The organism is Pseudomonas jilinensis (assembly GCF_003586265.1).
Lineage (GTDB): Bacteria > Pseudomonadota > Gammaproteobacteria > Pseudomonadales > Pseudomonadaceae > Halopseudomonas > Halopseudomonas phragmitis.
This window is the reverse complement of the sequence record NZ_QJSA01000008.1, coordinates 19,284-39,523: the sequence shown is the minus strand read 5'-3', so window position 1 is coordinate 39,523 and position 20,240 is coordinate 19,284. Positions and strand designations below refer to the sequence as shown.

Below are 20,240 nucleotides of genomic sequence, written 5' to 3'. Positions count from 1 at the left end.
TATTAATCAGCACATTGTATTCTGGAACCCGGCCCTGCGGCCGGGTTTTTCGTTTCAACGCCCATCGGGCGGCCTTGCACCAGTCTGATGAGGACTGCCGGCGTCGTCAGCCGAGAGAACTGCAAAGGGCTATCCGTTGGGCATTTCCATCATGTGGCCTTGCGTAGGGGTCACCACTGAGAAGGAGTGGCAGCATGCCCGTTATTACTCTCCCCGACGGCAGTCAGCGTTCGTTCGACAATCCCGTAACCGTGGCCGAAGTCGCCGCCTCGATTGGTGCCGGGCTGGCCAAGGCCACCGTAGCTGGCCGAGTCGATGGTCGTTTGGTCGATGCCTGTGACCTTATCGACAGCGACGCCAGTCTGCAGATCATCACACCGAAAGACGAAGACGGGCTGGAGATCATTCGCCACTCCTGTGCCCACCTGGTTGGCCATGCGGTCAAGCAGCTGTATCCGAGCGCCAAGATGGTGATCGGGCCGGTGATTGAAGAAGGTTTCTATTACGATATCTCCTTCGAGCGGCCGTTTACCCCTGAAGACATGGCGGCGATCGAGCAGCGCATGCGTGAGCTGATCGATACCGAATACGACGTCATCAAGAAAATGACTCCGCGTGATCAGGTCATCGAAGTGTTCAAGTCGCGCGGCGAGGACTACAAGCTGCGGCTGGTCGAGGATATGCCCGACGAAACCGCCATGGGCCTGTACTACCACGAAGAATATGTCGATATGTGCCGTGGTCCGCACGTGCCCAATACCCGCTTTCTCAAGGCGTTCAAGCTGACCCGGATTTCCGGCGCCTACTGGCGCGGCGACTCCAAGAACGAGCAGTTGCAGCGCATTTACGGCACCGCCTGGGCCGACAAGAAGCAGTTGGCGGCTTACATTCAACGCATGGAGGAGGCCGAGAAGCGCGATCATCGCAAACTCGGCAAGCGCCTGGATCTGTTCCATACCCAGGAAGAAGCGCCCGGCATGGTGTTCTGGCACCCCAATGGCTGGACTGTCTACCAGGTGCTCGAGCAATACATGCGCAAGGTTCAGCGCGACAGCGGCTATCGCGAGATCAAGACCCCGCAGGTAGTTGATCGTGTGTTGTGGGAGCGCTCCGGTCACTGGGAGCACTACTCGGCGAACATGTTCACTACTGAGTCGGAAAGCCGCGATTACGCGATCAAGCCGATGAACTGCCCGTGCCACATTCAGGTGTTCAATCAGGGCCTGAAGAGCTACCGCGAGCTGCCGCTGCGACTGGCCGAGTTCGGCTCCTGCCACCGCAACGAGCCGTCTGGGTCGCTGCACGGCCTGATGCGTGTGCGTGGTTTTACCCAGGATGACGCGCACATTTTCTGTACCGATGAGCAGGTCAAGTCCGAGGCGGCTGATTTTATCGCCCTGACCCTGCAGGTCTACAAGGACTTCGGCTTCGATGACGTTGAGCTGAAGCTGTCGACCCGCCCGGAAAGCCGTGTAGGTGACGATGCGCTGTGGGATCAGGCGGAGCAAGGGTTGGAAGCCGCTCTCAATGAGGCTGGCCTGAAATGGGATCTGCAGCCGGGCGAGGGCGCCTTCTACGGGCCGAAGATCGAGTTTTCGCTGCGTGACTGCATTGGTCGGGTCTGGCAGTGTGGTACCCTGCAGCTCGATTTCATGCTGCCGGGCCGTCTGGGCGCACAGTATGTTGCCGAAGATGGCAGCCGCAAGACTCCGGTTATGCTGCACCGGGCGATTCTCGGCTCGTTCGAGCGCTTCATCGGAATTTTGATCGAACATTATGCTGGCGATTTCCCGGCCTGGTTGGCGCCGACTCAGGCAGCGGTGCTGAATATCACCGATAATCAGGCGGAATTTTGCCGTGAAGTCGAGAAAAGCCTGAATGAAATGGGCTATCGCGCTGTTGCGGACTTGAGAAACGAGAAGATCGGTTTTAAAATCCGCGAGCATACTTTGCACAAGACTCCCTATCTGCTGGTAGTAGGTGACCGGGAAGTCGAATCGCACACTGTGGCCGTGCGCACGCGGGAGGGTAAAGATCTGGGTTCGATGTCAGTCGCCGAGTTCTCCGAATTCCTTGCCCGCTCTGTTGCACAACGAGGCCGCCCGAATTCGGAGCAATAAAGATTAAACGCGAGATGAGACAAGACAAAAGAGCCGCACAGCGCCCGCCGATCAACGACAACATCACGGCGCGCGAAGTGCGCCTGATTGGCGCCGATGGAGAACAAATCGGTATCGTGTCCATTCAGGAAGCCATGGCAGCCGCAGAGGAGGCCAAGCTCGACCTGGTTGAAATCTCTCCCGATGCCCAGCCGCCAGTTTGCCGGATCATGGATTACGGCAAGCACCTGTTCGAGAAGAAAAAACAGCAGGCGGCTGCGCGCAAGAATCAGAAGCAGATTCAAATCAAGGAAATCAAGTTTCGTCCAGGGACGGAGGAAGGGGACTATCAGGTTAAGCTTCGCAACCTGATCCGGTTCCTTTCCGATGGGGACAAGGCCAAGATCTCTCTGAGATTCCGCGGCCGCGAAATGGCGCATCAGGAGCTGGGCATGGAACTGTTGAAGCGGGTCGAAGCTGACCTGGCCGAATACGGTACCGTTGAACAGCACCCGAAGATGGAAGGTCGGCAGCTGATGATGGTCATCGCACCCAAGAAGAAAAAGTAATCTCCAGGGCAACGCCAGGCCTTGTGGTTACCTTTATTTACTCTCTTATGGAGTTACGAACATGGCAAAGATGAAAACCAAAAGCGGTGCCGCCAAGCGCTTTAAAGTGACTGGCAAGGGCATCAAGCACAAGCACGCTTTCAAGAGCCACATCCTGACCAAGATGAGCACCAAGCGTAAGCGCCAACTGCGTGGCACTCAGCAGCTCAATGCTTCTGACGTCCAAAAAGTTGAACGCATGCTGCGTCTCCGTTAAGTCTAGGTAGAGGATATTAAGAATGGCTCGTGTTAAGCGTGGTGTAATGGCGCGTAAGCGTCACAAGAAAATTCTGAAGCTCGCCAAAGGCTACTACGGTGCACGTTCGCGTGTATTCCGCGTTGCCAAGCAGGCCGTCATCAAGGCAGGTCAGTACGCCTACCGTGACCGCAAGCAGCGCAAGCGTCAGTTCCGTGCTCTGTGGATTGCCCGTATCAACGCTGGTGCCCGTCAGAACGGTCTGTCCTACAGCCGTCTGATCGCCGGTCTGAAAAAGGCGTCCATCGAAATCGACCGTAAGGTTCTGGCCGATCTGGCTGTGAACGAAAAAGCGGCGTTTACCGCGATTGTCGAAAAAGCAAAGGCTAGCCTGGCTTAAGCCCTCGTTACGACAATCACCGGCGTTCGCGCCGGCTGGCAACGTCAATGATAGGGGAAGAGCCTCATAGCTCTTCCCCTATTTTTGTTTCTGGAGTGCGTGTTCATGGAAAATCTCGACGCCCTGGTCTCCCAAGCCCTGGAGGCTGTGCAGCAGGCGGCTGATGTCAATGCGCTGGAGCAGATCCGCGTTCAGTACCTCGGCAAAAAGGGCGAACTGACTCAGGTGATGAAGACCCTGGGCAATATCCCCGCGCAAGAGCGTCCCAAGGTCGGGGCGATGGTCAATGAGGCCAAGGAGCGGGTGCAGAGCGTGCTCAATGCGCGCAAATCCGAGATGGAAGCAGCGGCACTGAATGCCAAGCTGGCTGCCGAGCAGGTTGATGTGACCCTGCCGGGCCGTGGCCAGGTCAGTGGTGGCCTGCATCCGGTAACCCGGACCATGGAGCGGATCGAAGAATTCTTTTCCCGGGTCGGCTATGCCGTCGCGGAAGGCCCCGAGGTTGAGGACGACTACCACAACTTCGAGGCGCTCAACATCCCTGGCCACCACCCGGCGCGGGCGATGCATGACACCTTCTATTTCAACGCCAATACCCTGCTGCGTACCCACACCTCTCCGGTTCAGGTGCGCACCATGGAAAGTCAGAAGCCGCCGATCCGTATCGTCTGCCCCGGGCGGGTTTACCGTTGCGATTCGGACCTGACCCACTCGCCGATGTTCCACCAGGTCGAAGGTCTGCTGGTTGACCGCAAGGTCAGCTTCGCCGACCTCAAGGGCACCATTGAAGAGTTTCTGCGTGTGTTCTTCGAGAAAGAACTGGCCGTGCGTTTCCGGCCTTCGTTCTTCCCGTTCACCGAGCCCTCGGCCGAGGTCGACATCCAGTGTGTGATGTGTAATGGCGACGGTTGTCGGGTGTGTAAGCAGACTGGTTGGTTGGAGGTCATGGGCTGCGGCATGGTGCATCCCAATGTATTCCGCGCTTCGGGCATCGATCCGGAGCAGTATCAGGGCTTTGCCTTCGGCATGGGCGTTGAGCGCCTGGCCATGTTGCGATACGGCGTCAACGACTTGCGCCTGTTCTTCGACAACGATCTGCGCTTTTTGGCGCAGTTCCGATGAGCACCCGGCAACCCTTTGACAGCAGGAATTCAAGATGAAATTCAGTGAACAGTGGCTGCGGAGCTGGGTCAATCCGCAGGTGAGCCGGGACGAACTGGTCGCCCGGCTGTCGATGACCGGTCTGGAAGTGGACAGCGTCACCCCGGCTGCTGGCGAGTTCAGCGGCGTGGTGGTGGGCGAGATCCTGAGCGCCGAGCAGCATCCGGATGCCGACAAGTTGCGAGTTTGCCGGGTCAGCAGTGGCAACGAGGAATTCCAGGTAGTCTGCGGCGCCCCCAACGCCCGGGCCGGTATCAAGGTGCCGTTTGCCATGGTTGGCGCGGTACTCGGCGAAGACTTCAAGATCAAGAAGGCCAAGCTGCGCGGCGTCGAGTCCTTCGGCATGCTGTGCTCGGCGTCCGAGCTGAAGCTGTCCGAAGACCATGATGGGCTGTTCGAGCTGCCGGCCGATGCGCCGGTAGGTCAGGATCTGCGCGCCTATCTGGGGCTGGACGATGCGATTATCGAAGTCGACCTGACTCCCAATCGTGGTGACTGCCAGTCGATTGCCGGTCTGGCCCGTGAAGTGGCGGCCAATTACGCAGCGCCGCTGCAGCGCCCGCAGATCGACCCGGTACCGGCCGTGCATGACGAAACCCGTCCGGTTGAGTTGCTGGCACCGCAAGCCTGCCCGCGTTACATCGGTCGCGTTATTCGCAATGTGGACCTGTCGCGGCCAACGCCCTTGTGGATGATTGAGCGTCTGCGTCGCAGCGACATCCGCAGCATTGATCCGGCGGTCGATATCACCAACTATGTGATGCTCGAACTGGGCCAGCCCATGCATGCCTTCGACCTGACTGAAATCAAGGGCGGCATCCGCGTGCGCCTGGCCGAAGAGGGCGAGAAGCTGGTTCTGCTTGATGGTCAGGAAGTCAGCCTGCGCCCGGATACCCTGGTTATTGCCGATCATGAACGTCCGCTGGCCATGGCCGGGATCATGGGGGGCGAGCACAGTGGCGTGGCGGCCAGTACCACCGACCTGTTCCTGGAAAGCGCCTTCTTTGACACCATCGCCATCGCCGGCAAGGCCCGTGGTTATGGCCTGCACACCGACTCCTCGCATCGTTTCGAGCGTGGTGTCGACTGGCAGTTGCAGCGCGAAGCGGTCGAGCGCGCCACCGCTCTGCTGCTGGAGATTGTCGGCGGTGAGCCGGGCCCGGTCATCGAACAGGTTGCGTCCGAGCACCTGCCGAAGATCGCCCATATCACCCTGCGCAACGAGCGTATTACCCAGATGCTGGGCATGGAGCTGCCCAGGGCCGATATCGAAGCTTATTTGAGCAACCTGGGCCTGGGAATCGCAGCCGATGGCGAAGGGCAGTGGCAGGTCGAAGTACCCAGTCATCGCTTCGATATCAGCCTGGAGATCGATCTGATTGAAGAGCTGGCTCGCCTGTATGGCTACAACCGCCTGCCGGTCAGCGCGCCAACTGCCGACCTGAATCTGACTGCCAAGCCTGAAGCGCGCAGTGAGCTGACTGTGCTGCGCCGGCTGCTGGTTGCCCGTGGTTACCAGGAAGCGATCACCTACAGCTTCATCGAGCCGGGGCTGAGCAAGTTGTTTGATCCTGTGCATGAGCCGCTGGCACTGGCCAATCCGATCTCCGCTGATTTGGCGGTCATGCGCACCAGTCTGCTGCCGGGTTTGAGCAAGGCAGTACTGCACAACCAGAACCGCCAGCAACCGCGGGTGCGGTTGTTCGAAAGCGGCCTGCGCTTCCTGCCGCAAGCCAGCGGCGAATTGCTGCAGCAACCGATGCTGGCGGGTATCGCCACTGGCACCCGGCTGCCCGAAGCCTGGGCCAATGCCGGCGACAAGCTCGACTTCTATGACCTCAAGGGTGATGTCGAAGCCATACTGGGGCAGGGTGGTGCACTGTCCAGCTACCGGTTCGAGCCGGCCGAACACCCAGCTCTGCATCCTGGCCAGAGTGCACGGATTAGTCGCAATGGCGAAGTCGTTGGCTGGCTGGGCGCGTTGCATCCGCAATTGCTCAGCGAGCTGGATCTGCAAGGCCCGGTATTTGCGTTCGAACTGGAGCTTGAGCGTATCAGCGAGGGCGTATTGCCGGCATTCTCTGAACTGTCGCGTTTCCCCGAGGTCAGAAGGGACATTGCCGTACTCGTCGACAAGCAGGTCATGGCCGAGGATTTGCTCGAGGATATCCGCCGCAATGCAGGCGAAAACCTCAAGAACCTCAGGTTGTTTGACGTGTATGAAGGCAAAGGTATTGATCCCAATAGAAAAAGTCTGGCCATCGGCTTGACCTTACAGCATTCATCGCGCACTCTTACTGATGAAGAGGTGAACGCTGTCATGGACAAGGTGCTGACGTCCCTGGAGCAAGGGTTCAATGCCACGTTAAGGAAATAGGTGTATGGGGGCTCTGACAAAAGCAGAAATGGCCGAAAGGCTGTACGAGGAACTAGGCTTTAACAAGCGTGAAGCCAAAGAACTGGTCGAGCTGTTTTTCGAGGAGATCCGCAATGCGCTGGAGCACAACGAGCAGGTCAAGTTGTCCGGATTCGGCAACTTCGACCTGCGCGACAAGCGCCAGCGCCCCGGCCGCAATCCCAAGACCGGTGAAGAAATACCAATTACCGCCCGACGTGTCGTAACCTTCAGGCCCGGACAAAAACTCAAGGCACGAGTGGAAGCCTATGCTGGAACCCAGCCATAACGATGAACTGCCGGCTATCCCCGGCAAACGCTACTTCACCATTGGTGAGGTCAGTGAACTCTGTGCGGTCAAACCGCATGTCCTGCGCTACTGGGAACAGGAGTTTCCGCAGTTGTCGCCGGTCAAGCGGCGCGGCAATCGCCGCTATTATCAGCGCCAGGATGTGCTGATGATCCGCCAGATCCGCGCCTTGTTGTACGACCAGGGTTTCACCATCGGCGGTGCGCGACAGCGCCTGTCCGGCGAGGAAGCCAAGGAAGACATCACCCAGTACAAGCAACTGATCCGTCAGACCATTGCCGAACTGGAAGATGTGCTGCAGGTGCTCAAAACGCGTCCTCATCACTGACTGAATCGAAAAAAAACTTTCTCATTTCAGGCAGTTATTGTATGATGCGACCCGCCTGAGCCGACAAGCTCAGGCATCGTCGGGGCGTAGCGCAGCCTGGTAGCGCACTTGCATGGGGTGCAAGGGGTCGAGTGTTCGAATCACTCCGTCCCGACCAAAAAATCCCTAGAAAATCCAGTCACTTAGCGGTGACTGGATTTTTTATGGGCGCTTCACGCGTAGAAGCGTAGGGACTTTTGCGGGACTTTTTTTCATCCTGCCATTCTCCTCAAAATTGTCAGGGCCGGACCGCGCGAGTCGGTGGCCGAAATCCTGTTGGCTTCATCGATCAGTTTGCCCAACTCGGCGGCTGAGTAGTGACTGGTGATGCTACCGTTCTTGTGCCCCAGCAGAGCCTTCCTGTCTTCCTCCGTTACCCCAGCTGCCCGAAGTCTTCGACCGAAGGTGTGCTTCAGGTCGTGAACGCGGATCGAAGCAAATCCAGCTGGGGCAGGGCGCAGAAAACGCTCCTGGAACTTCTTCGCTGCTCTGACCCTGGCTTTCTTCCATGCCGAATCGTTCATCCGGTGAACTGGAGTGGCCTTGCCGTTTCGATCGGGTTGTCCGTAAGGAAATACCCAAACCGGATCAAGCCCACGCTGTCCCTCGATGACCGACTTGGCTACGTTGTTGAGCACAACGAGGCGCTCGTCGCCGTTCTTGACCCCGGAGCTCTCATGTCGGCCACCAAAATCCGCCGGTATGAGAAACACGCTGGTGTTGAGCTCAGGAATCGGTATCTCCCAATCCCAGCGAAGCTTCACGACTTCCTGCTCTCGTGAACCGCTGTTGACCTTGTACAGGGCCATGCGGCGCAAATGGTCAGGCAGTTCGGCGAAGAGAATCGACTGCTCTTCCCATGACATCGGGTAGGGCATGCGTCTGGTTTTCTTCTCTTCCAGCTTGGTGATCATCGGTACTACGTCGAGCCAGGGACGCTTCTGCTCATCACGCCATTTTCGGGCGCATAGATTCAAGATGCGTATGACGCGTTCCAGGGCGATGTTCACCGTGCGGTGTGAGACGCCAGGCTTCAACTTGCCATCGCTGGTTCTGGTGCCCTTGAGTCGATCCCTTATATAGGGAGCCAGAGTCTCGTCGTCGACATGAGTCAGAGGCTGGTCGCCAATATACGGGTCCAACTGCTCCAGATAGATGGCCGTGAGGCCTATCGACGGCTGATCCTTGTACTCGATCAGGTAACGCGTAGCGGCTTCCCGCCAGGTTCTGATCGTGCGGACGCCATAGATCTTCTGTTCCCGGAGCTTTTCCAGCTTGTGTATCAGGTACTGCTCTGCCTCCTTCCTATCGCTTGATCCAGTGCTTTCCTGAATTCGCTGACCTCTGAAGACCTTGTCGATGTGCCAGGTCCCGTTCCTTTGGTAGAGGCCGCTAATGGTTTTTCGCGCCATGGTTTTCCTCCTTGGCGCTCGCTGCGGGAGTGATCATGTCCCTTGGCACCTTCCTTTTCAATGATGGCCCGGTCGATGTAGGTGTCTGCCCAGGCATCCAATTCTTGGCGATCAAAGCCGATGCCTTGCACTCCAATGCGGAATTCCCGCACGTAAGGCCGGACGGTTTTGTTGAATTCTGTGCGGCACATGCCGAGGTAGGCGGGGGCCGCACTGGCTCGCAGGATTCGGGGTGGGCAGATGATCAAGCGTGCGGCTATCTGTTCAGATGATGCGGGCATGATTGTCGCCTCCTTGTTGGCCCTGATCCGTGCTGCAGATGCTGTCCGCTACTCGCTGGGCGAACAACGTGGTGGAGGGGGCTGCGGAGGGTTTGGTACAACAACCGTTTTGGCTCGGTTTGACCTGATGGATCGTGGCGTATGGCCTGTCGTTGGCTGGTACGGTGATATCAGGCTTAAGGATTGATGCGTGTCTTCCGAAGAGGTATCCCAGCAACCTGGTTCCAGTCCTGGTGGCCCAGTCAGTCGTGAGGAGATGTACGCAGAGGTGTGGCGGCTTCCCATGACCAAGATCGCGGATCACCACCGTGTTTCTTCCAGCTTCTTGGCGCGTGTGTGTACCCGCATGAATGTCCCGTGGCCGCCGCGTGGGCACTGGGTAAAGCTGGAGAATGGAGTACCCAGTCCTCAGCCACCCCTGCCTGAGGCTGGGCCTGGTGACCTTCAGGTCTGGCGCAAGGGAGATGTTCTTGGTGCTGTTTCTCGACCGGTACCGAAGGCACCTGCACCGCGCAAAATCAAACCCGAACAGCTCCGCATTTCGCGATCAAGGCCGCACCCTGTTGTCGTGGGGGCGTATGAGGTCTTTGAGCATGGGCGAGTCATCGACCAGGGGTTCCTCAAGCCAGGTAGGCAGCGTCTGGTGGATGTCGTGGTGACCAAGCCTCAGCTTGAGCCGGCTCTGAAACTGGCGAATCAGCTGTTTCTCAAGCTGGAAGCTGCCGGCCATCGCGTGATGTTTGCACCGAGTGACCGAACCTATGCCCGGGCCTCGTTTGATGAGCATGAACACCCACCCAAGAAGCCAAGGCACCGGCATCCGGCGTTGTGGTCACCATCCAAGCCCACAGTGGTTTTCGTCGGGACGGTTGCCATTGGACTGACGTTGTTTGAGATGACTGAGGAACTGGAGGCCCGCTACATCGATGGCAAGTACATCCCCACCTCCAAGATACCGTCGCAGCAGATGCGCCGCTTGAGCCCAACCTGGAACTGGTCGACTCGGATGGACTTTGCGACCGGCCGCCTATGTATAAGGGCGTTTTCGCCATATCCGTGGACTGATTGGTCTCAGAGTTGGAAGGAGGCCAAGCAATGCTCGTTACGAGGCCAGCTGGATGAGATCGTCCAGCAGCTCACGGACGCAGCGCCTGTAATTGCCCGATTGGTAGAGGAGGCCGAGGAGCAGGCCAGAATTCGGCAGCAGGAGTGGAAGGAGCAGATTCGCCGGCGTGAGGAGAGGGAGCGGATTCGACTGCAAAACGAGGCAAGGGAGCAGGCGAGGACTGATTTGTTGAGTGCCATCAAGCATTGGGATGACATAAAGCGGATCCAGGCCTTTTTCAGTGATGCGGAGTGCTCCGTATCGAATCTGTCCGAAACCGAGCGATGCATTGCTATGGACAAGCTCGCCGAAGCGCGTGAGCTTGTTGGCGAGCTGGATCCGCTACAGGCGTTGCTGGAATGGAAGGGGCCTCAAGAGCGCTGAGCTTGGTTCTTTCCTAATTTCCGTGTACCCACGCCCCTGTTGGTCATGTAAGCCAGTCGATCGAGGGGAACGTGCCTCTATTGAGCATTCGCATGAAAACCGTCAAGCGTCAGGACTAACACCATTCAGCTGCATGCAAAACTGACAGGTTTTCGCATAGTTCGCCACTAGGGGTGGCAGTTCGAGCGTGCGTCTACTATTCGGCCGGTAGCCGCCAGCGGCGGAGGACGTAATCGACCAAAAGCAGTCATACCATTTCCTCATAAAATAGAGGCGCTTTGGGCGGGTTAGGTACGAACGGCATGGTTATATCGGGTGCCCGATCTCGCTTTCGCATTTGTATTCAAATGTTAGGAATTCGTTTCACGGTGCTAGAAACCACCATCTACGGGCCTTTGTAAGCATTTTCTGCACTGATCATCAAAGTGGCCTGTGGCTAGGGAAGGAATATAATGGAGGCCCTTTGTCACTTCGGATCCATTGTGGACACATCAAGCCCCAGCGGTTGTAGACGCTCTTCTGAAACAAAAAATGATGAGGTGATGCGGTGATCGAACCGACCCTCACTCTCCTGTTCGGTACCCTCGTTATCCTGGCGATCATTGCGGCAAACGGCTACTTCGTCGCCCAGGAATTCGCCTACATGGCCGTCGACCGTACGCGGCTTGCCGTATTGGCTGCCGACGGTGATGCCTCCGCCAAGCGCGCGCTTGAAGTGACGAAGCGAACCAGCTTCATGCTGTCGGGTGCCCAGTTGGGCATCACCGTGACAGGTCTGCTGGTCGGTTTCGTGGCTGAGCCATTGGTTGGTCAGTCGCTCGGTGTTCTGCTGGGCGGGGTAGGCATTCCGGCAGAGGTTGGCGTAACCGTCGGCACGCTGATTGCCCTGGTGGTTGCCACGATTATCCAGATGATTTTTGGCGAGCTCTATCCGAAGAACCTGGCAATCGCCAATGCCGATCCGCTGGCCAGAGGTCTTGCCCGCTCGACCCTGATTTACCTGACGGTATTCGGTTGGTTGATCGGCTTTTTCGACAAGTCCGCCAACCTGTTCCTGCGCCTGCTGCGTATCGAGCCTGTTCATGATCTGGATGTAAGTGTCTCGGCTGATGACCTGCCGCGCATCATCTCTGACTCGCGTGACAGCGGAGACCTTCCTGTAGAGCTCTCGCTGATGCTGGATCGTATTCTTGACTTCCCCCAGCAGGACGTCGAACACGCCATGATTCCGCGGTCGCAGGTTGACTGGCTCACGCCTGAGACGACGTTGCTCAAACTGCGCGAACTCATGGCCAGGGGTCATACCCGCTACCCGGTCATCCACGAGGACACCCCTGTCGGCGTCGTTCACCTCACGGATGTCCTGTTGCGACTATTAGCAGGGGATACTGAAGATACTGTTGAGTCGGTGATGAGACCGGCCACTGTCATTCCTACCCTGATGGCGCTGCCGGATGCTCTTGCTGAATTGATTCAGTCCAACAACCAACTTGCCTGCGTCATCGATGAATACGGCAGCTTCGTCGGCGTACTGACTCTTGAGGATCTCGCCGAGGAAATCGTCGGCGAAATTACCGATGAGCATGACGAAGATAATGCCGACCCGCTCATGCCGGGCGGTGACGGCATCTGGATCATGGATGGCGATGTGCACCTGGACGAAGTCGAACGTGCGCTCGGCTATGACCTGCCTCATGAAGAGGTTGAAACCATCGCTGGTTTGTTGATCGCGGAGCTGGGTGCTTTGCCCGCCGAAGGCGACATCGTGACGATAACCTTGCCTGAGGATCCCTCGGAGCTGGTTTCCGATCTGCCCGTGGAGCGTCAGCTAGTGATCGAAGTGCTGCGGGTTGAACGCTATGTGCCGACCCAGGTACGTGTCACGCTTGTCGAGACGATTAAGCAGGAGGAAGCGCAATGAATGATCCTCTGATCGTCACGTTGGTGACCATGGCCCTCATCGTGCTCAGCGCAATCTTCGTCATCATCGAGTTCGCGTTGCTCGGTGCGCGCCGTCACCGTCTCGAAGAGCTGGCTCCGACCAGCAGTTCTGCACGCGCCGCGTTGCGCGGCATGAACGACCTGACCCTGATGCTGGCTGGTGCTCAGCTGGGCATCACGTTCTGTACCTTCGCATTGGGCGCCGTGACCAAGCCTGCTGTCGACAACTGGCTCGGCCCGCTGCTGATCGTCTGGGGCGTGCCCGAGTGGGCGGCGGGAGGTGCTTCCTTTGCGCTCGCGCTCTTCGTGGTGACCTTCCTGCACCTGGTGGTTGGCGAGATGGCACCGAAATCCTGGGCGATTGCACACCCGGAACGTTCGGCACTGGCCGTGGGGCTCATATCACGCGCTTACATCTGGCCATTGCGCCCCCTGATGAAGTGGGTCAACCGGATTGCGAACCGTCTGGTCAAGGCGTCCGGTGTCGAGCCTGTCGAGAGCGCTGCGGTGGGCGGGCAGGATATCGCCACCATTCGTAGACTCGTCGAGCACTCAGCTGAGGTCGGAACGCTTCAGCCTGGCCTTCAGCAGCAGATTTCCAGCCTTATTGATCTCGGCACCCTGCCTATCGAGGAGCTGGTAACGAGTGACGCCATCCCGGTCCACGTCAAGTTTGAAGCGTCCGTAGCGGATGTACGTGCCATCGCTGCTCAGTCAGGCCATCTGCGTATCCTGATTCTCGGCGCCGGCGACAAGCTGCCTCTGGTCGTTCATCTGCGTGACACTCTGCTTGAGCCTGATACGCGTCCTGCGCGGGAAATCGCCCGCCAGGTTTTCGTTCTGGACGCTAAAACGCCGGTCTATGAGTCCCTGGCGCTCATGCGTAAGTCGAGCGTTCAGCTTGCCGTGGTCATGCAAGACGGGCAGTTGAAAGGGGTGGTAACGCTCGCCGACATACTGGAGCGCATATTGCCTCTTGCGACCGCCTCCTAGCCGGCTTCCCTGTCAGCCAGGTGTTCATGTGATCAGGCGTGTACTGACAGAGCTTGCCGTTGCTGAGGCCTGATGCATCAACACCTTCTGGCTTGTTGTTCTTCCGTAACCGTCCGGGCAACACACCTCCCCGACTCCTCCAGGTAGCGGCATGGTGTCCACCTGTTTTTGGTGGACACCATTTCAAGCCCCTTACGGAGGATCTCCCGTGCCAGGCCAACGCCGCTCCTATCCCAAATCCTTCAAGGCCCAGGTCGTCGAGGAGTGTACCCAGCCCGGCGCCTCGGTTGCCGGCGTGGCCTTGAGCCACGGCCTCAACGCCAATCTCGTGCACAAGTGGATTCGCCGCCAGCAGGCACAGCTGCCCGCTGTACCTTCAGGTTTTATTCCGATTCCTCTCGCCCCGAGCCTGCCGGCTACCCCGAGTGCGGCCGACAGGGCCATCCAGATCGCCATTCCCCATCGGGCCGGCAAGCTGTCGGTGCAGTGGCCGGGCAACGACCCTGAAGGCTGCGCCCGCTTCCTGCGTGAGCTACTGAAGTGATCCGCATCGAGCGCATCTGGCTCGCCACCGAGCCGCTGGACATGCGCGCCGGCACTGAAACCGCGTTGGCCCGGGTGGTTCAAGTGTTCGGTGCGGCGCAGCCGCACTGTGCCTACCTGTTCACCAACAAGCGCGCCAACCGGATGAAGGTGCTGGTGCACGATGGCTTCGGCATCTGGCTGGCCGCTCGCAGGCTCAATCGAGGGCGCTTCATCTGGCAGGGCAATTGGCAGGGACAGCAAGTGGAACTCAACCCCGAGCAGTTGCAGGCCCTGGTGGTCGGCCTGCCTTGGCAGCGTCTTGGGCCCGATGCCGAGATCAGGCTCCTGTAGCCGACGTGCAATTAGGCCAATGGCCTATCGCCGAGGGCGCCGGGATTCCTCACACTCGACGCCATGAACCCTGCCGCTTTCGATCAGCTGACACCCGAGCAACTGCGCCAACTGGCCGCGCAGTTGAGTCAGCGCGTCGATCACCTGGAAACGCTCAACCAGCGCTTGAACCACGAACTCGCCGTGCTGCGGCGCCACCGCTTCGCCCGCCGCAGCGAGCAGCTCAATGCCGACCAGCTCAATCTGCTCGACGAGATGATCGATGCCGACATCGCCGCCATCGAGGCAGAGCTTGAGGCGGCCCGACCAAAGTCCGCCAAGCGCGAGCTACGGCAGCAGCCCAAGCGAGCGCCGCTGCCGGCCGAGCTGCCGCGCACGCTGATACTTCACGAGCCGGACAGCACCCAGTGTGCCTGCGGCTGCCAGCTCAAGCGCATCGGCGAAGACGTCAGCGAGAAGCTCGACTACACCCCGGGCACCTTCACCGTCGAGCGGCATATCCGTGGCAAGTGGGTCTGCGCCCAGTGTGAAACACTGATCCAGGCCCCAGTGCCGGCGCAGGTGATCGACAAGGGCATCCCGACTGCCGGGCTACTGGCTCAGGTCATGGTGGCCAAGTTCGCCGATCACCTGCCGCTGTACCGCCAGGAAAAGATCTTCGCCCGCGCCGGGCTGGCCATCGCGCGTTCCACGCTGGCGCAATGGGTCGGCGCTTGCGGCGTCCAGCTGCAACCTCTGGTCGATGCCCTGCGCGACTGCCTGCTCCAGCAGGACGTCATCCTCGCCGACGAAACCCCGGTGCAGATGCTCGCCCCGGGCACGAAGAAGACCCAGCGGGCTTACGTCTGGGCCTATGCACCCAGCCCCTTCGCCGACCTCAAGGCTGTGGTCTACGACTTCAGGCCGAGCCGGGCTGGCGAGCACGCACGCAGCTTCCTGGGCGACTGGCAAGGCAAACTGGTCTGCGACGACTTCGCCGGCTACAAGGCCAGCTTCGAGCAAGGCGTGACCGAGATCGGCTGCATGGCCCATGCACGGCGCAAGTTCTTCGACCTGCATGCTGCCAACCAGAGCCAACTGGCCGAGCAGGCCCTCCAATACATCGGTCAGCTGTACGAGGTGGAGCGCGAAGGGCGAGAGCTGCTCGCCGAACAGCGACGGCAACTGCGCCAGGACAAAGCCAGGCCAATCATCGATGGCCTGCATAGCTGGATGCTTGGGCAGCGGCAGAAGGTGCCGGAGGGCAGCGCGATCGCCAAGGCACTCGACTACAGCCTCAAGCGCTGGGCAGCGTTGGTGCGCTACCTGGATGACGGCAACCTGCCCATCGACAACAACTGGATCGAGAACCAGATCCGCCCCTGGGCCCTGGGGCGTGCCAACTGGCTGTTTGCCGGCTCGCTGCGCAGTGGCCAGCGTGGCGCAGCCTTGATGACGCTGATCCAGTCAGCCCGCCTGAACGGGCATGATCCGTACGCCTACCTGAAGGACGTGCTCACGCGCCTGCCGACGCAAAAGGCCACCGCTCTGGCCGAGCTGCTGCCGCACAACTGGGTGCCCGCCGGCAAGGTGTGATGCCCGTTCGCTTACGTTCTTCCAGCTCAGGAGGGTTAGCTACCTCTGGCTAACCCTCCTGCAGCCTGTTCCAGATGTATGAGATGGATCTGCGATTTCGATGATAGAAACCTTGGTGGTGCAGGCAGCAACGGGGTTCGGTCTCGGCGAGCTACCGTTCATGCCCGGAACCTTCGGATCGTTGCTTGGTTTGCCTCTGGCCTGGTGGTTATTGGGTCATCCTCCGAGGCGCCAGGCTTTCATCGCGGTGATACTGCTGGCACTGGCTGTGCCGCTCTGCCATTGGGCTTTGCTGTGGTTAGGGGGCGGGGATGTTCCACAGATCGTTGCAGACGAGTACCTAGTATTTCCGGTCTCGATGATCGGGCTTGCTTCAATCCGCCGCCCCTGGATGTTCCTGACAGCGTTCGCACTATTTCGCTTGTTCGATGCCCTCAAATTACCGCCGCTGAATCTTCTTGAAGCTGTCGGCGGTGGGGTAGGTATCGTGCTCGACGATCTAATGGCGGCTTTTTACACCTGGATCGTGATCGCGGTTGCTATTCGTTTACGGCAGTGGTTCTGTAAAAAAAGGCCATATGAGCTCAAAGAGAACTCATCGAACCCGTTCATATCCATGTTCAGGTGGCGGTAGGTTCAAGCCTGGCGCCACCACTGTGGATGATAGGCACAGTAGATGCCCTATCTACTGGCGATCAGCTTTCCGACCGGTGTACCTGCGAGCAATACCTCTTCGGTGTTGATTGATCTCATTGGCGTCCCCGGGTACGCCCTGTTTGTTTGATTTCTTCAAGCGAGACAGGTCGCTCATGCTTGAATAGCTCAGCGATTTGGCGTTTGGCAGCAAGTGCTGTAGCGATGAGCGCCAGAGCATCAAGGCTGACCTGACCATTGGACTCGAACCGCTTAATGGTCGATTCGGAAATACCCGTCCTCTTCGCCAAGGATTTGCGGGAGAGGTTCTTTGCGAGTCGCATTTCTCGGGCGTTAGTGTCGATCTTTTGGGGAAGTTCGCCGGAAGTGAGCAAGGAGTGGATCTGGATCAAGAGTGAGCCTCATTTAATGGACCATTTATGATCCAATATCCCTCGTTTAGGCTTTTAGTGGTTCAAATATGATCCGTTATTTTCCATGGCCTAGATTGATCTGGGGCCGAGAGTCGCCATGCCCTGATCTTCATACTCAAGCACGTGAACGTGTTGGCGAGCTGGATCCGCTACAAGCCTTGCTGGAATGGAAGGGGCCTAGGGAGCGCCTATAGCAATGTTCAAGAGTTCCTTGTGTGGGTTTATAAAAACTAAATTTTGCTCACTAATGGTGAGTATTTTTTGGTTTATATAAACCCTCTTCTTGCTTTAGGTTTATAAAAGCTCTATTTTGCTCACTATGAGTGTGCAAAAATATGAAAAACTAAACTCCTTGCTTGCAGGGCTCGGCGACAGCGATCTGGTGTCCAGTAGCTGGTTGAAGGCTCATGGCTACAGCAGCAACCTCGTAGCGCGATATATCGCGAGCGGCTGGCTGGAATCGCCTGCGCGTGGAATCTATCAACGACGAGGCGGGCGTCTCACCTGGGCTGCTGTAGTGCGTACGTTGCAGGAAGGAGAACGATTGCCGCTGCATGTTGGCGGGCGTTTTGCCTTGGCTTGGCGTGGGCACGAGCACTACCTGCGGCTGGGCGAGCGTGAGAGGGTCACTCTATATGGCCCTGAAAGTCTCCCTGCCTGGGTGGAAAAGCTTCCCTTGAAGGCTGAGGTGGTGCTGTGCGGCAAAAGCCCATTCAATCTTTCAGCACTGTCATTCAAGGCCGACATGGATGACGAAGTCCTAAGGAGTTTAGGGCTCGAGTGGGTGGATGCCGATGGCGACCGCGGTCGCATCGTCGTCGCGACACCTGAACGCGCAATCCTCGAACTGTGTGATGGCGTGTCAGACGCATCGCTCGTTTATGAAGTGGATGCGCTGATGCAGGGGGCGGACACCCTTCGTCCCCAAAGGGTAAGCATGCTGCTGCGACATTGCACCAGCATAAAAGCCAAGCGCTTGTTCCTAGCCCTCGCAGAACGCCACCAGCACGCCTGGGTGGATCATCTCTCGTTGGACGGCGTCTATCTCGGGAAGGGGAAGCGCTGTCTGGTTCCCGGTGGTCGCTTGAACCCAACCTACCAAATAACCTTGCCGGCGGATCTTGATGAGCACCTGGGATAAGCGCTACACCGACCGAGTCCAGTGGTTGGTCGGCCGGAAATGTAGGGCTACTTCAGATCATCCCTAGGCATCAATCTGATGAATGCATCGATTCTTGGATTTATTAGCTCGCGGTATTTGATTTTTGTGCTGGTTCGGTATACGTTACATTTATCCTAATTTGTCTCGTATACGAAACATGGACTGCTCCCTAATCACACTTCGCCTCGGCGAGCAGCTTCGGCAGCGCCGTCTCAATCGTGGGTTGACGCAGGCAGCGCTCGCTTCCCTCGCGGGCATCACCCGCCAGAAGGTGATCGCCATCGAGAGGGGCGACCTCTCGGTGGGGATGATTGCCTATGCGCGAGTACTAGCCGCCCTCGACTCTGAGCTCAATGTGGTTCCGGCAGCCATGCCCACTCTGGACGAAATCCATGGAGTATTCGACTGATGACTGCCGTGCTGCAGGTTGCAACGCCTGAGGGTGCCAGTGGGAGGATTCTTACCAGTGGTACTGACTACCTGTTCCGCTACCAAGAGGACGCCAAGGCTCAGGCAGCGATCAGCTTGCTCATGCCTGTGCGCTTGGACGAATACCGCCATCGGGAGCTGCACCCCATTTTCCAGATGAACCTGCCGGAAGGCTACGTCCTGGAACAACTGCGCAATCGTCTGGCCAAGGTGGCCAACGTTGACCCGATGTTGCTATTGGCACTGTCTGGGAGCAGTTCGCCTATCGGCAGGGTGGCGGTCAGTTCGCCTGAGGTCGATGCGCTGTTACGCAGGCAGCAGTTCCCCGGAGAAAAATTGGAAGAAATCCTCGCCTGGGACGGAGCAGAAGATATTTTTGCCGGCTTAGTCGATCGTTACATCCTGCGCGCCGGTATATCGGGCGTTCAGCCTAAGGTGCTGGTGCCGGAACATCAGGACTCAGTGCCACAACGCTTCACCTCGAAAACCTCCGATCTGATAATCAAGAGCGGTCGGGATGAGTTTCCGGGGCTGGCGATCAACGAGTTCCTTTGCATGTCCGTGGCAAAGGAGGTGGGCATTGCCGTGCCGGAATTTTACCTCTCCGACAATGCCAAGCTGTTCGTCATGCGCCGCTTCGACCGGGATAAGCAGCTCAACCCCATCGGCTTCGAGGACATGGCAGCGTTGATGGGGCTGGCTGCGGAGCAAAAATACAGCAAGAGCTATTCGGCCATCGCCAAAGCCATCCGCCTGTTCTGCGCGCCTGAACAGGTGCAAGAATCGCTGGCACAGCTTTTCGCCATCGTGACCTTGAGCTGCATCGTTGGTAACGGTGACGCCCATCTGAAAAACTTCGGCCTGCTGTATTCCGCCCCCACTCAGCGCGACGCCCGGCTCGCCCCAGCCTACGATATCGTCAACACCACGGCCTATATTCCTGAGGACGTATTAGCGCTGGACCTTGTGGGCAACAAATCGCTCTTTGCGTCGCGCCAAGGGCTGCTGGACTTCGCTCAGGTCTGTGATGTAACGCGGCCAGAAGAAGTAATCCGGGGGCAGTTGAGCGCGCTTGAGCGGGTGCTGGCGCGCTCAACTGAACTGGGTGAGCAAGCACCGCATGTGGTCGCAGCAATCAAACATTGTGCTGAGCCGTTCATGAAAACCTTTGGTTAGAACGGCAGTGCAGATCCCCGATACATGGCTGGTTTTGAGAAAGGGATTTGAGCTTGATATCGCATATCGCTCAAGGTCGGCCTCAAACCGGTTGTACTGATAGAGTCAGCTCTCTTATGCGTTTCACTTCTTCGAGTACTTTGCGCTGACTTTCGATGGCGCGCTCAGCTGCTGCGCCGTAAGCAGCGCGCTTGGCTGTATCAGAGCTGCTCCTGAAGAAGGCCGATAGTGGGCTTGAATTGCTCCCAAGAATCTTTCTTCTCATCGATGTCGCCTCCCTCGTTTCAGTAGTCATCTTCCATA

The 20,240-nt window shown here is 58.2% G+C and carries 21 protein-coding genes and 1 tRNA gene; 20 read left to right on the top strand and 2 right to left on the bottom strand.

What is annotated here, in order from left to right; translation table 11 throughout:
* Positions 1–194: 194 nt before the first annotated feature.
* The 9 genes from thrS to C2846_RS09970 all read left to right on the top strand — a co-directional run bounded on the left by thrS (position 195) and on the right by C2846_RS09970 (position 7,654).
* Positions 195–2,120: a threonine--tRNA ligase gene (thrS, locus tag C2846_RS10010; protein WP_080050771.1), complete on the top strand. Its 1,926-nt coding sequence runs from the start codon at positions 195–197 to the stop codon at positions 2,118–2,120.
* On the top strand, positions 2,117–2,668 hold the full coding sequence (infC, locus tag C2846_RS10005) for a translation initiation factor IF-3 (protein ID WP_205890183.1): 552 nt from the start codon (positions 2,117–2,119) through the stop codon (positions 2,666–2,668). The genes thrS and infC overlap by 4 nt, the downstream gene beginning before the upstream one ends.
* 61 nt (positions 2,669–2,729) lie before the next feature.
* Complete coding sequence (rpmI, locus tag C2846_RS10000) at positions 2,730–2,924, top strand: 50S ribosomal protein L35 (protein ID WP_080050769.1); 195 nt, start codon at positions 2,730–2,732, stop codon at positions 2,922–2,924.
* Positions 2,925–2,946: 22 nt separating this feature from the next.
* Positions 2,947–3,303 carry a 50S ribosomal protein L20 gene (gene rplT / locus C2846_RS09995; RefSeq protein ID WP_080050768.1) on the top strand — a complete coding sequence of 119 codons (357 nt, stop codon included), beginning with the start codon at positions 2,947–2,949 and terminating at the stop codon, positions 3,301–3,303.
* Between the two features lie 105 nt (positions 3,304–3,408).
* Entirely contained in the window at positions 3,409–4,425 is a 1,017-nt protein-coding gene (gene pheS, locus C2846_RS09990; RefSeq protein WP_119701371.1) for a phenylalanine--tRNA ligase subunit alpha, read from the top strand.
* 34 nt (positions 4,426–4,459) lie between these two features.
* A complete protein-coding gene (pheT, locus tag C2846_RS09985; RefSeq protein ID WP_119701370.1) occupies positions 4,460–6,841 on the top strand; it encodes a phenylalanine--tRNA ligase subunit beta in 2,382 nt (793 codons plus the stop codon).
* A gap of 4 nt (positions 6,842–6,845) precedes the next feature.
* Positions 6,846–7,148, top strand: coding sequence for an integration host factor subunit alpha (gene ihfA / locus C2846_RS09980; protein WP_080050765.1), 303 nt, complete (start codon positions 6,846–6,848; stop codon positions 7,146–7,148).
* Positions 7,129–7,497 carry a MerR family transcriptional regulator gene (locus C2846_RS09975; protein WP_095624299.1) on the top strand — a complete coding sequence of 123 codons (369 nt, stop codon included), beginning with the start codon at positions 7,129–7,131 and terminating at the stop codon, positions 7,495–7,497. The genes ihfA and C2846_RS09975 overlap by 20 nt, the downstream gene beginning before the upstream one ends.
* Before the next feature lie 80 nt (positions 7,498–7,577).
* Positions 7,578–7,654: transfer RNA gene (locus C2846_RS09970), tRNA-Pro, on the top strand.
* Between the two features lie 94 nt (positions 7,655–7,748).
* Here C2846_RS09970 and C2846_RS09965 read toward each other — a convergent pair.
* Positions 7,749–8,948 carry a tyrosine-type recombinase/integrase gene (locus C2846_RS09965; protein WP_014596925.1) on the bottom strand — a complete coding sequence of 400 codons (1,200 nt, stop codon included), beginning with the start codon at positions 8,946–8,948 and terminating at the stop codon, positions 7,749–7,751.
* Between the two features lie 240 nt (positions 8,949–9,188).
* Here C2846_RS09965 and C2846_RS18660 point away from each other — a divergent pair, with 240 nt between their 5' ends.
* The 8 genes from C2846_RS18660 (at position 9,189) to C2846_RS09920 (ending at position 16,737) form a co-directional block, all read left to right on the top strand.
* The gene (locus tag C2846_RS18660; RefSeq protein WP_158306408.1) at positions 9,189–9,416 is read left to right on the top strand and encodes a hypothetical protein; all 228 of its coding nucleotides are present in this window, start codon (positions 9,189–9,191) and stop codon (positions 9,414–9,416) included.
* Between the two features lie 96 nt (positions 9,417–9,512).
* Positions 9,513–10,718 carry a hypothetical protein gene (locus C2846_RS09950; protein ID WP_240638188.1) on the top strand — a complete coding sequence of 402 codons (1,206 nt, stop codon included), beginning with the start codon at positions 9,513–9,515 and terminating at the stop codon, positions 10,716–10,718.
* A gap of 547 nt (positions 10,719–11,265) precedes the next feature.
* On the top strand, positions 11,266–12,639 hold the full coding sequence (locus C2846_RS09945) for a hemolysin family protein (RefSeq protein ID WP_119701368.1): 1,374 nt from the start codon (positions 11,266–11,268) through the stop codon (positions 12,637–12,639).
* Complete coding sequence (locus tag C2846_RS09940; protein WP_119701367.1) at positions 12,636–13,652, top strand: CNNM domain-containing protein; 1,017 nt, start codon at positions 12,636–12,638, stop codon at positions 13,650–13,652. Before C2846_RS09945 ends, C2846_RS09940 begins: the two co-directional genes overlap by 4 nt.
* A 208-nt stretch (positions 13,653–13,860) precedes the next feature.
* Positions 13,861–14,196 carry an IS66-like element accessory protein TnpA gene (gene tnpA / locus C2846_RS09935; protein ID WP_205890169.1) on the top strand — a complete coding sequence of 112 codons (336 nt, stop codon included), beginning with the start codon at positions 13,861–13,863 and terminating at the stop codon, positions 14,194–14,196.
* Positions 14,193–14,528 carry an IS66 family insertion sequence element accessory protein TnpB gene (gene tnpB / locus C2846_RS09930; RefSeq protein WP_119701365.1) on the top strand — a complete coding sequence of 112 codons (336 nt, stop codon included), beginning with the start codon at positions 14,193–14,195 and terminating at the stop codon, positions 14,526–14,528. The genes tnpA and tnpB overlap by 4 nt, the downstream gene beginning before the upstream one ends.
* 63 nt (positions 14,529–14,591) lie before the next feature.
* Positions 14,592–16,103, top strand: a complete 1,512-nt coding sequence (gene tnpC / locus C2846_RS09925; RefSeq protein WP_119701364.1) for an IS66 family transposase — start codon at positions 14,592–14,594, stop codon at positions 16,101–16,103.
* A gap of 100 nt (positions 16,104–16,203) precedes the next feature.
* Positions 16,204–16,737 (top strand): phosphatidylglycerophosphatase A family protein, encoded by a 534-nt coding sequence (locus C2846_RS09920; RefSeq protein ID WP_119701363.1) that lies wholly within the window; start codon positions 16,204–16,206, stop codon positions 16,735–16,737.
* Between the two features lie 115 nt (positions 16,738–16,852).
* Here C2846_RS09920 and C2846_RS09915 read toward each other — a convergent pair whose 3' ends face one another.
* Complete coding sequence (locus tag C2846_RS09915; protein ID WP_111482020.1) at positions 16,853–17,149, bottom strand: helix-turn-helix domain-containing protein; 297 nt, start codon at positions 17,147–17,149, stop codon at positions 16,853–16,855.
* A gap of 340 nt (positions 17,150–17,489) precedes the next feature.
* On the opposite strand from C2846_RS09915, the gene C2846_RS09910 reads away from it, so the two are divergent.
* The 3 genes from C2846_RS09910 (at position 17,490) to C2846_RS09900 (ending at position 19,937) form a co-directional block, all read left to right on the top strand.
* Entirely contained in the window at positions 17,490–18,311 is an 822-nt protein-coding gene (locus tag C2846_RS09910) for a type IV toxin-antitoxin system AbiEi family antitoxin domain-containing protein (protein WP_111482023.1), read from the top strand.
* Positions 18,312–18,489: 178 nt separating this feature from the next.
* Positions 18,490–18,741, top strand: coding sequence for a helix-turn-helix transcriptional regulator (locus tag C2846_RS09905; protein ID WP_014596923.1), 252 nt, complete (start codon positions 18,490–18,492; stop codon positions 18,739–18,741).
* Complete coding sequence (locus C2846_RS09900; RefSeq protein WP_014596922.1) at positions 18,741–19,937, top strand: type II toxin-antitoxin system HipA family toxin; 1,197 nt, start codon at positions 18,741–18,743, stop codon at positions 19,935–19,937. The genes C2846_RS09905 and C2846_RS09900 overlap by 1 nt, the downstream gene beginning before the upstream one ends.
* The last annotated feature ends 303 nt before the right edge of the window (positions 19,938–20,240 follow it).

What these genes read in the sequence shown, in the direction of transcription:
- thrS (WP_080050771.1), top strand. Translation starts at nt 195, where the DNA reads ATGCCCGTTATTACTCTCCCCGACGGCAGTCAGCGTTCGTTCGACAAT.
- rpmI (WP_080050769.1), top strand. Translation starts at nt 2,730, where the DNA reads ATGGCAAAGATGAAAACCAAAAGCGGTGCCGCCAAGCGCTTTAAAGTG.
- rplT (WP_080050768.1), top strand. Translation starts at nt 2,947, where the DNA reads ATGGCTCGTGTTAAGCGTGGTGTAATGGCGCGTAAGCGTCACAAGAAA.
- pheS (WP_119701371.1), top strand. Translation starts at nt 3,409, where the DNA reads ATGGAAAATCTCGACGCCCTGGTCTCCCAAGCCCTGGAGGCTGTGCAG.
- pheT (WP_119701370.1), top strand. Translation starts at nt 4,460, where the DNA reads ATGAAATTCAGTGAACAGTGGCTGCGGAGCTGGGTCAATCCGCAGGTG.
- ihfA (WP_080050765.1), top strand. Translation starts at nt 6,846, where the DNA reads ATGGGGGCTCTGACAAAAGCAGAAATGGCCGAAAGGCTGTACGAGGAA.
- C2846_RS09975 (WP_095624299.1), top strand. Translation starts at nt 7,129, where the DNA reads ATGCTGGAACCCAGCCATAACGATGAACTGCCGGCTATCCCCGGCAAA.
- C2846_RS09965 (WP_014596925.1), bottom strand. Translation starts at nt 8,948, where the DNA reads ATGGCGCGAAAAACCATTAGCGGCCTCTACCAAAGGAACGGGACCTGG.
- C2846_RS18660 (WP_158306408.1), top strand. Translation starts at nt 9,189, where the DNA reads ATGATCAAGCGTGCGGCTATCTGTTCAGATGATGCGGGCATGATTGTC.
- C2846_RS09950 (WP_240638188.1), top strand. Translation starts at nt 9,513, where the DNA reads ATGACCAAGATCGCGGATCACCACCGTGTTTCTTCCAGCTTCTTGGCG.
- C2846_RS09940 (WP_119701367.1), top strand. Translation starts at nt 12,636, where the DNA reads ATGAATGATCCTCTGATCGTCACGTTGGTGACCATGGCCCTCATCGTG.
- tnpC (WP_119701364.1), top strand. Translation starts at nt 14,592, where the DNA reads ATGAACCCTGCCGCTTTCGATCAGCTGACACCCGAGCAACTGCGCCAA.
- C2846_RS09920 (WP_119701363.1), top strand. Translation starts at nt 16,204, where the DNA reads ATGATAGAAACCTTGGTGGTGCAGGCAGCAACGGGGTTCGGTCTCGGC.
- C2846_RS09910 (WP_111482023.1), top strand. Translation starts at nt 17,490, where the DNA reads ATGAGTGTGCAAAAATATGAAAAACTAAACTCCTTGCTTGCAGGGCTC.
- C2846_RS09905 (WP_014596923.1), top strand. Translation starts at nt 18,490, where the DNA reads ATGGACTGCTCCCTAATCACACTTCGCCTCGGCGAGCAGCTTCGGCAG.
- C2846_RS09900 (WP_014596922.1), top strand. Translation starts at nt 18,741, where the DNA reads ATGACTGCCGTGCTGCAGGTTGCAACGCCTGAGGGTGCCAGTGGGAGG.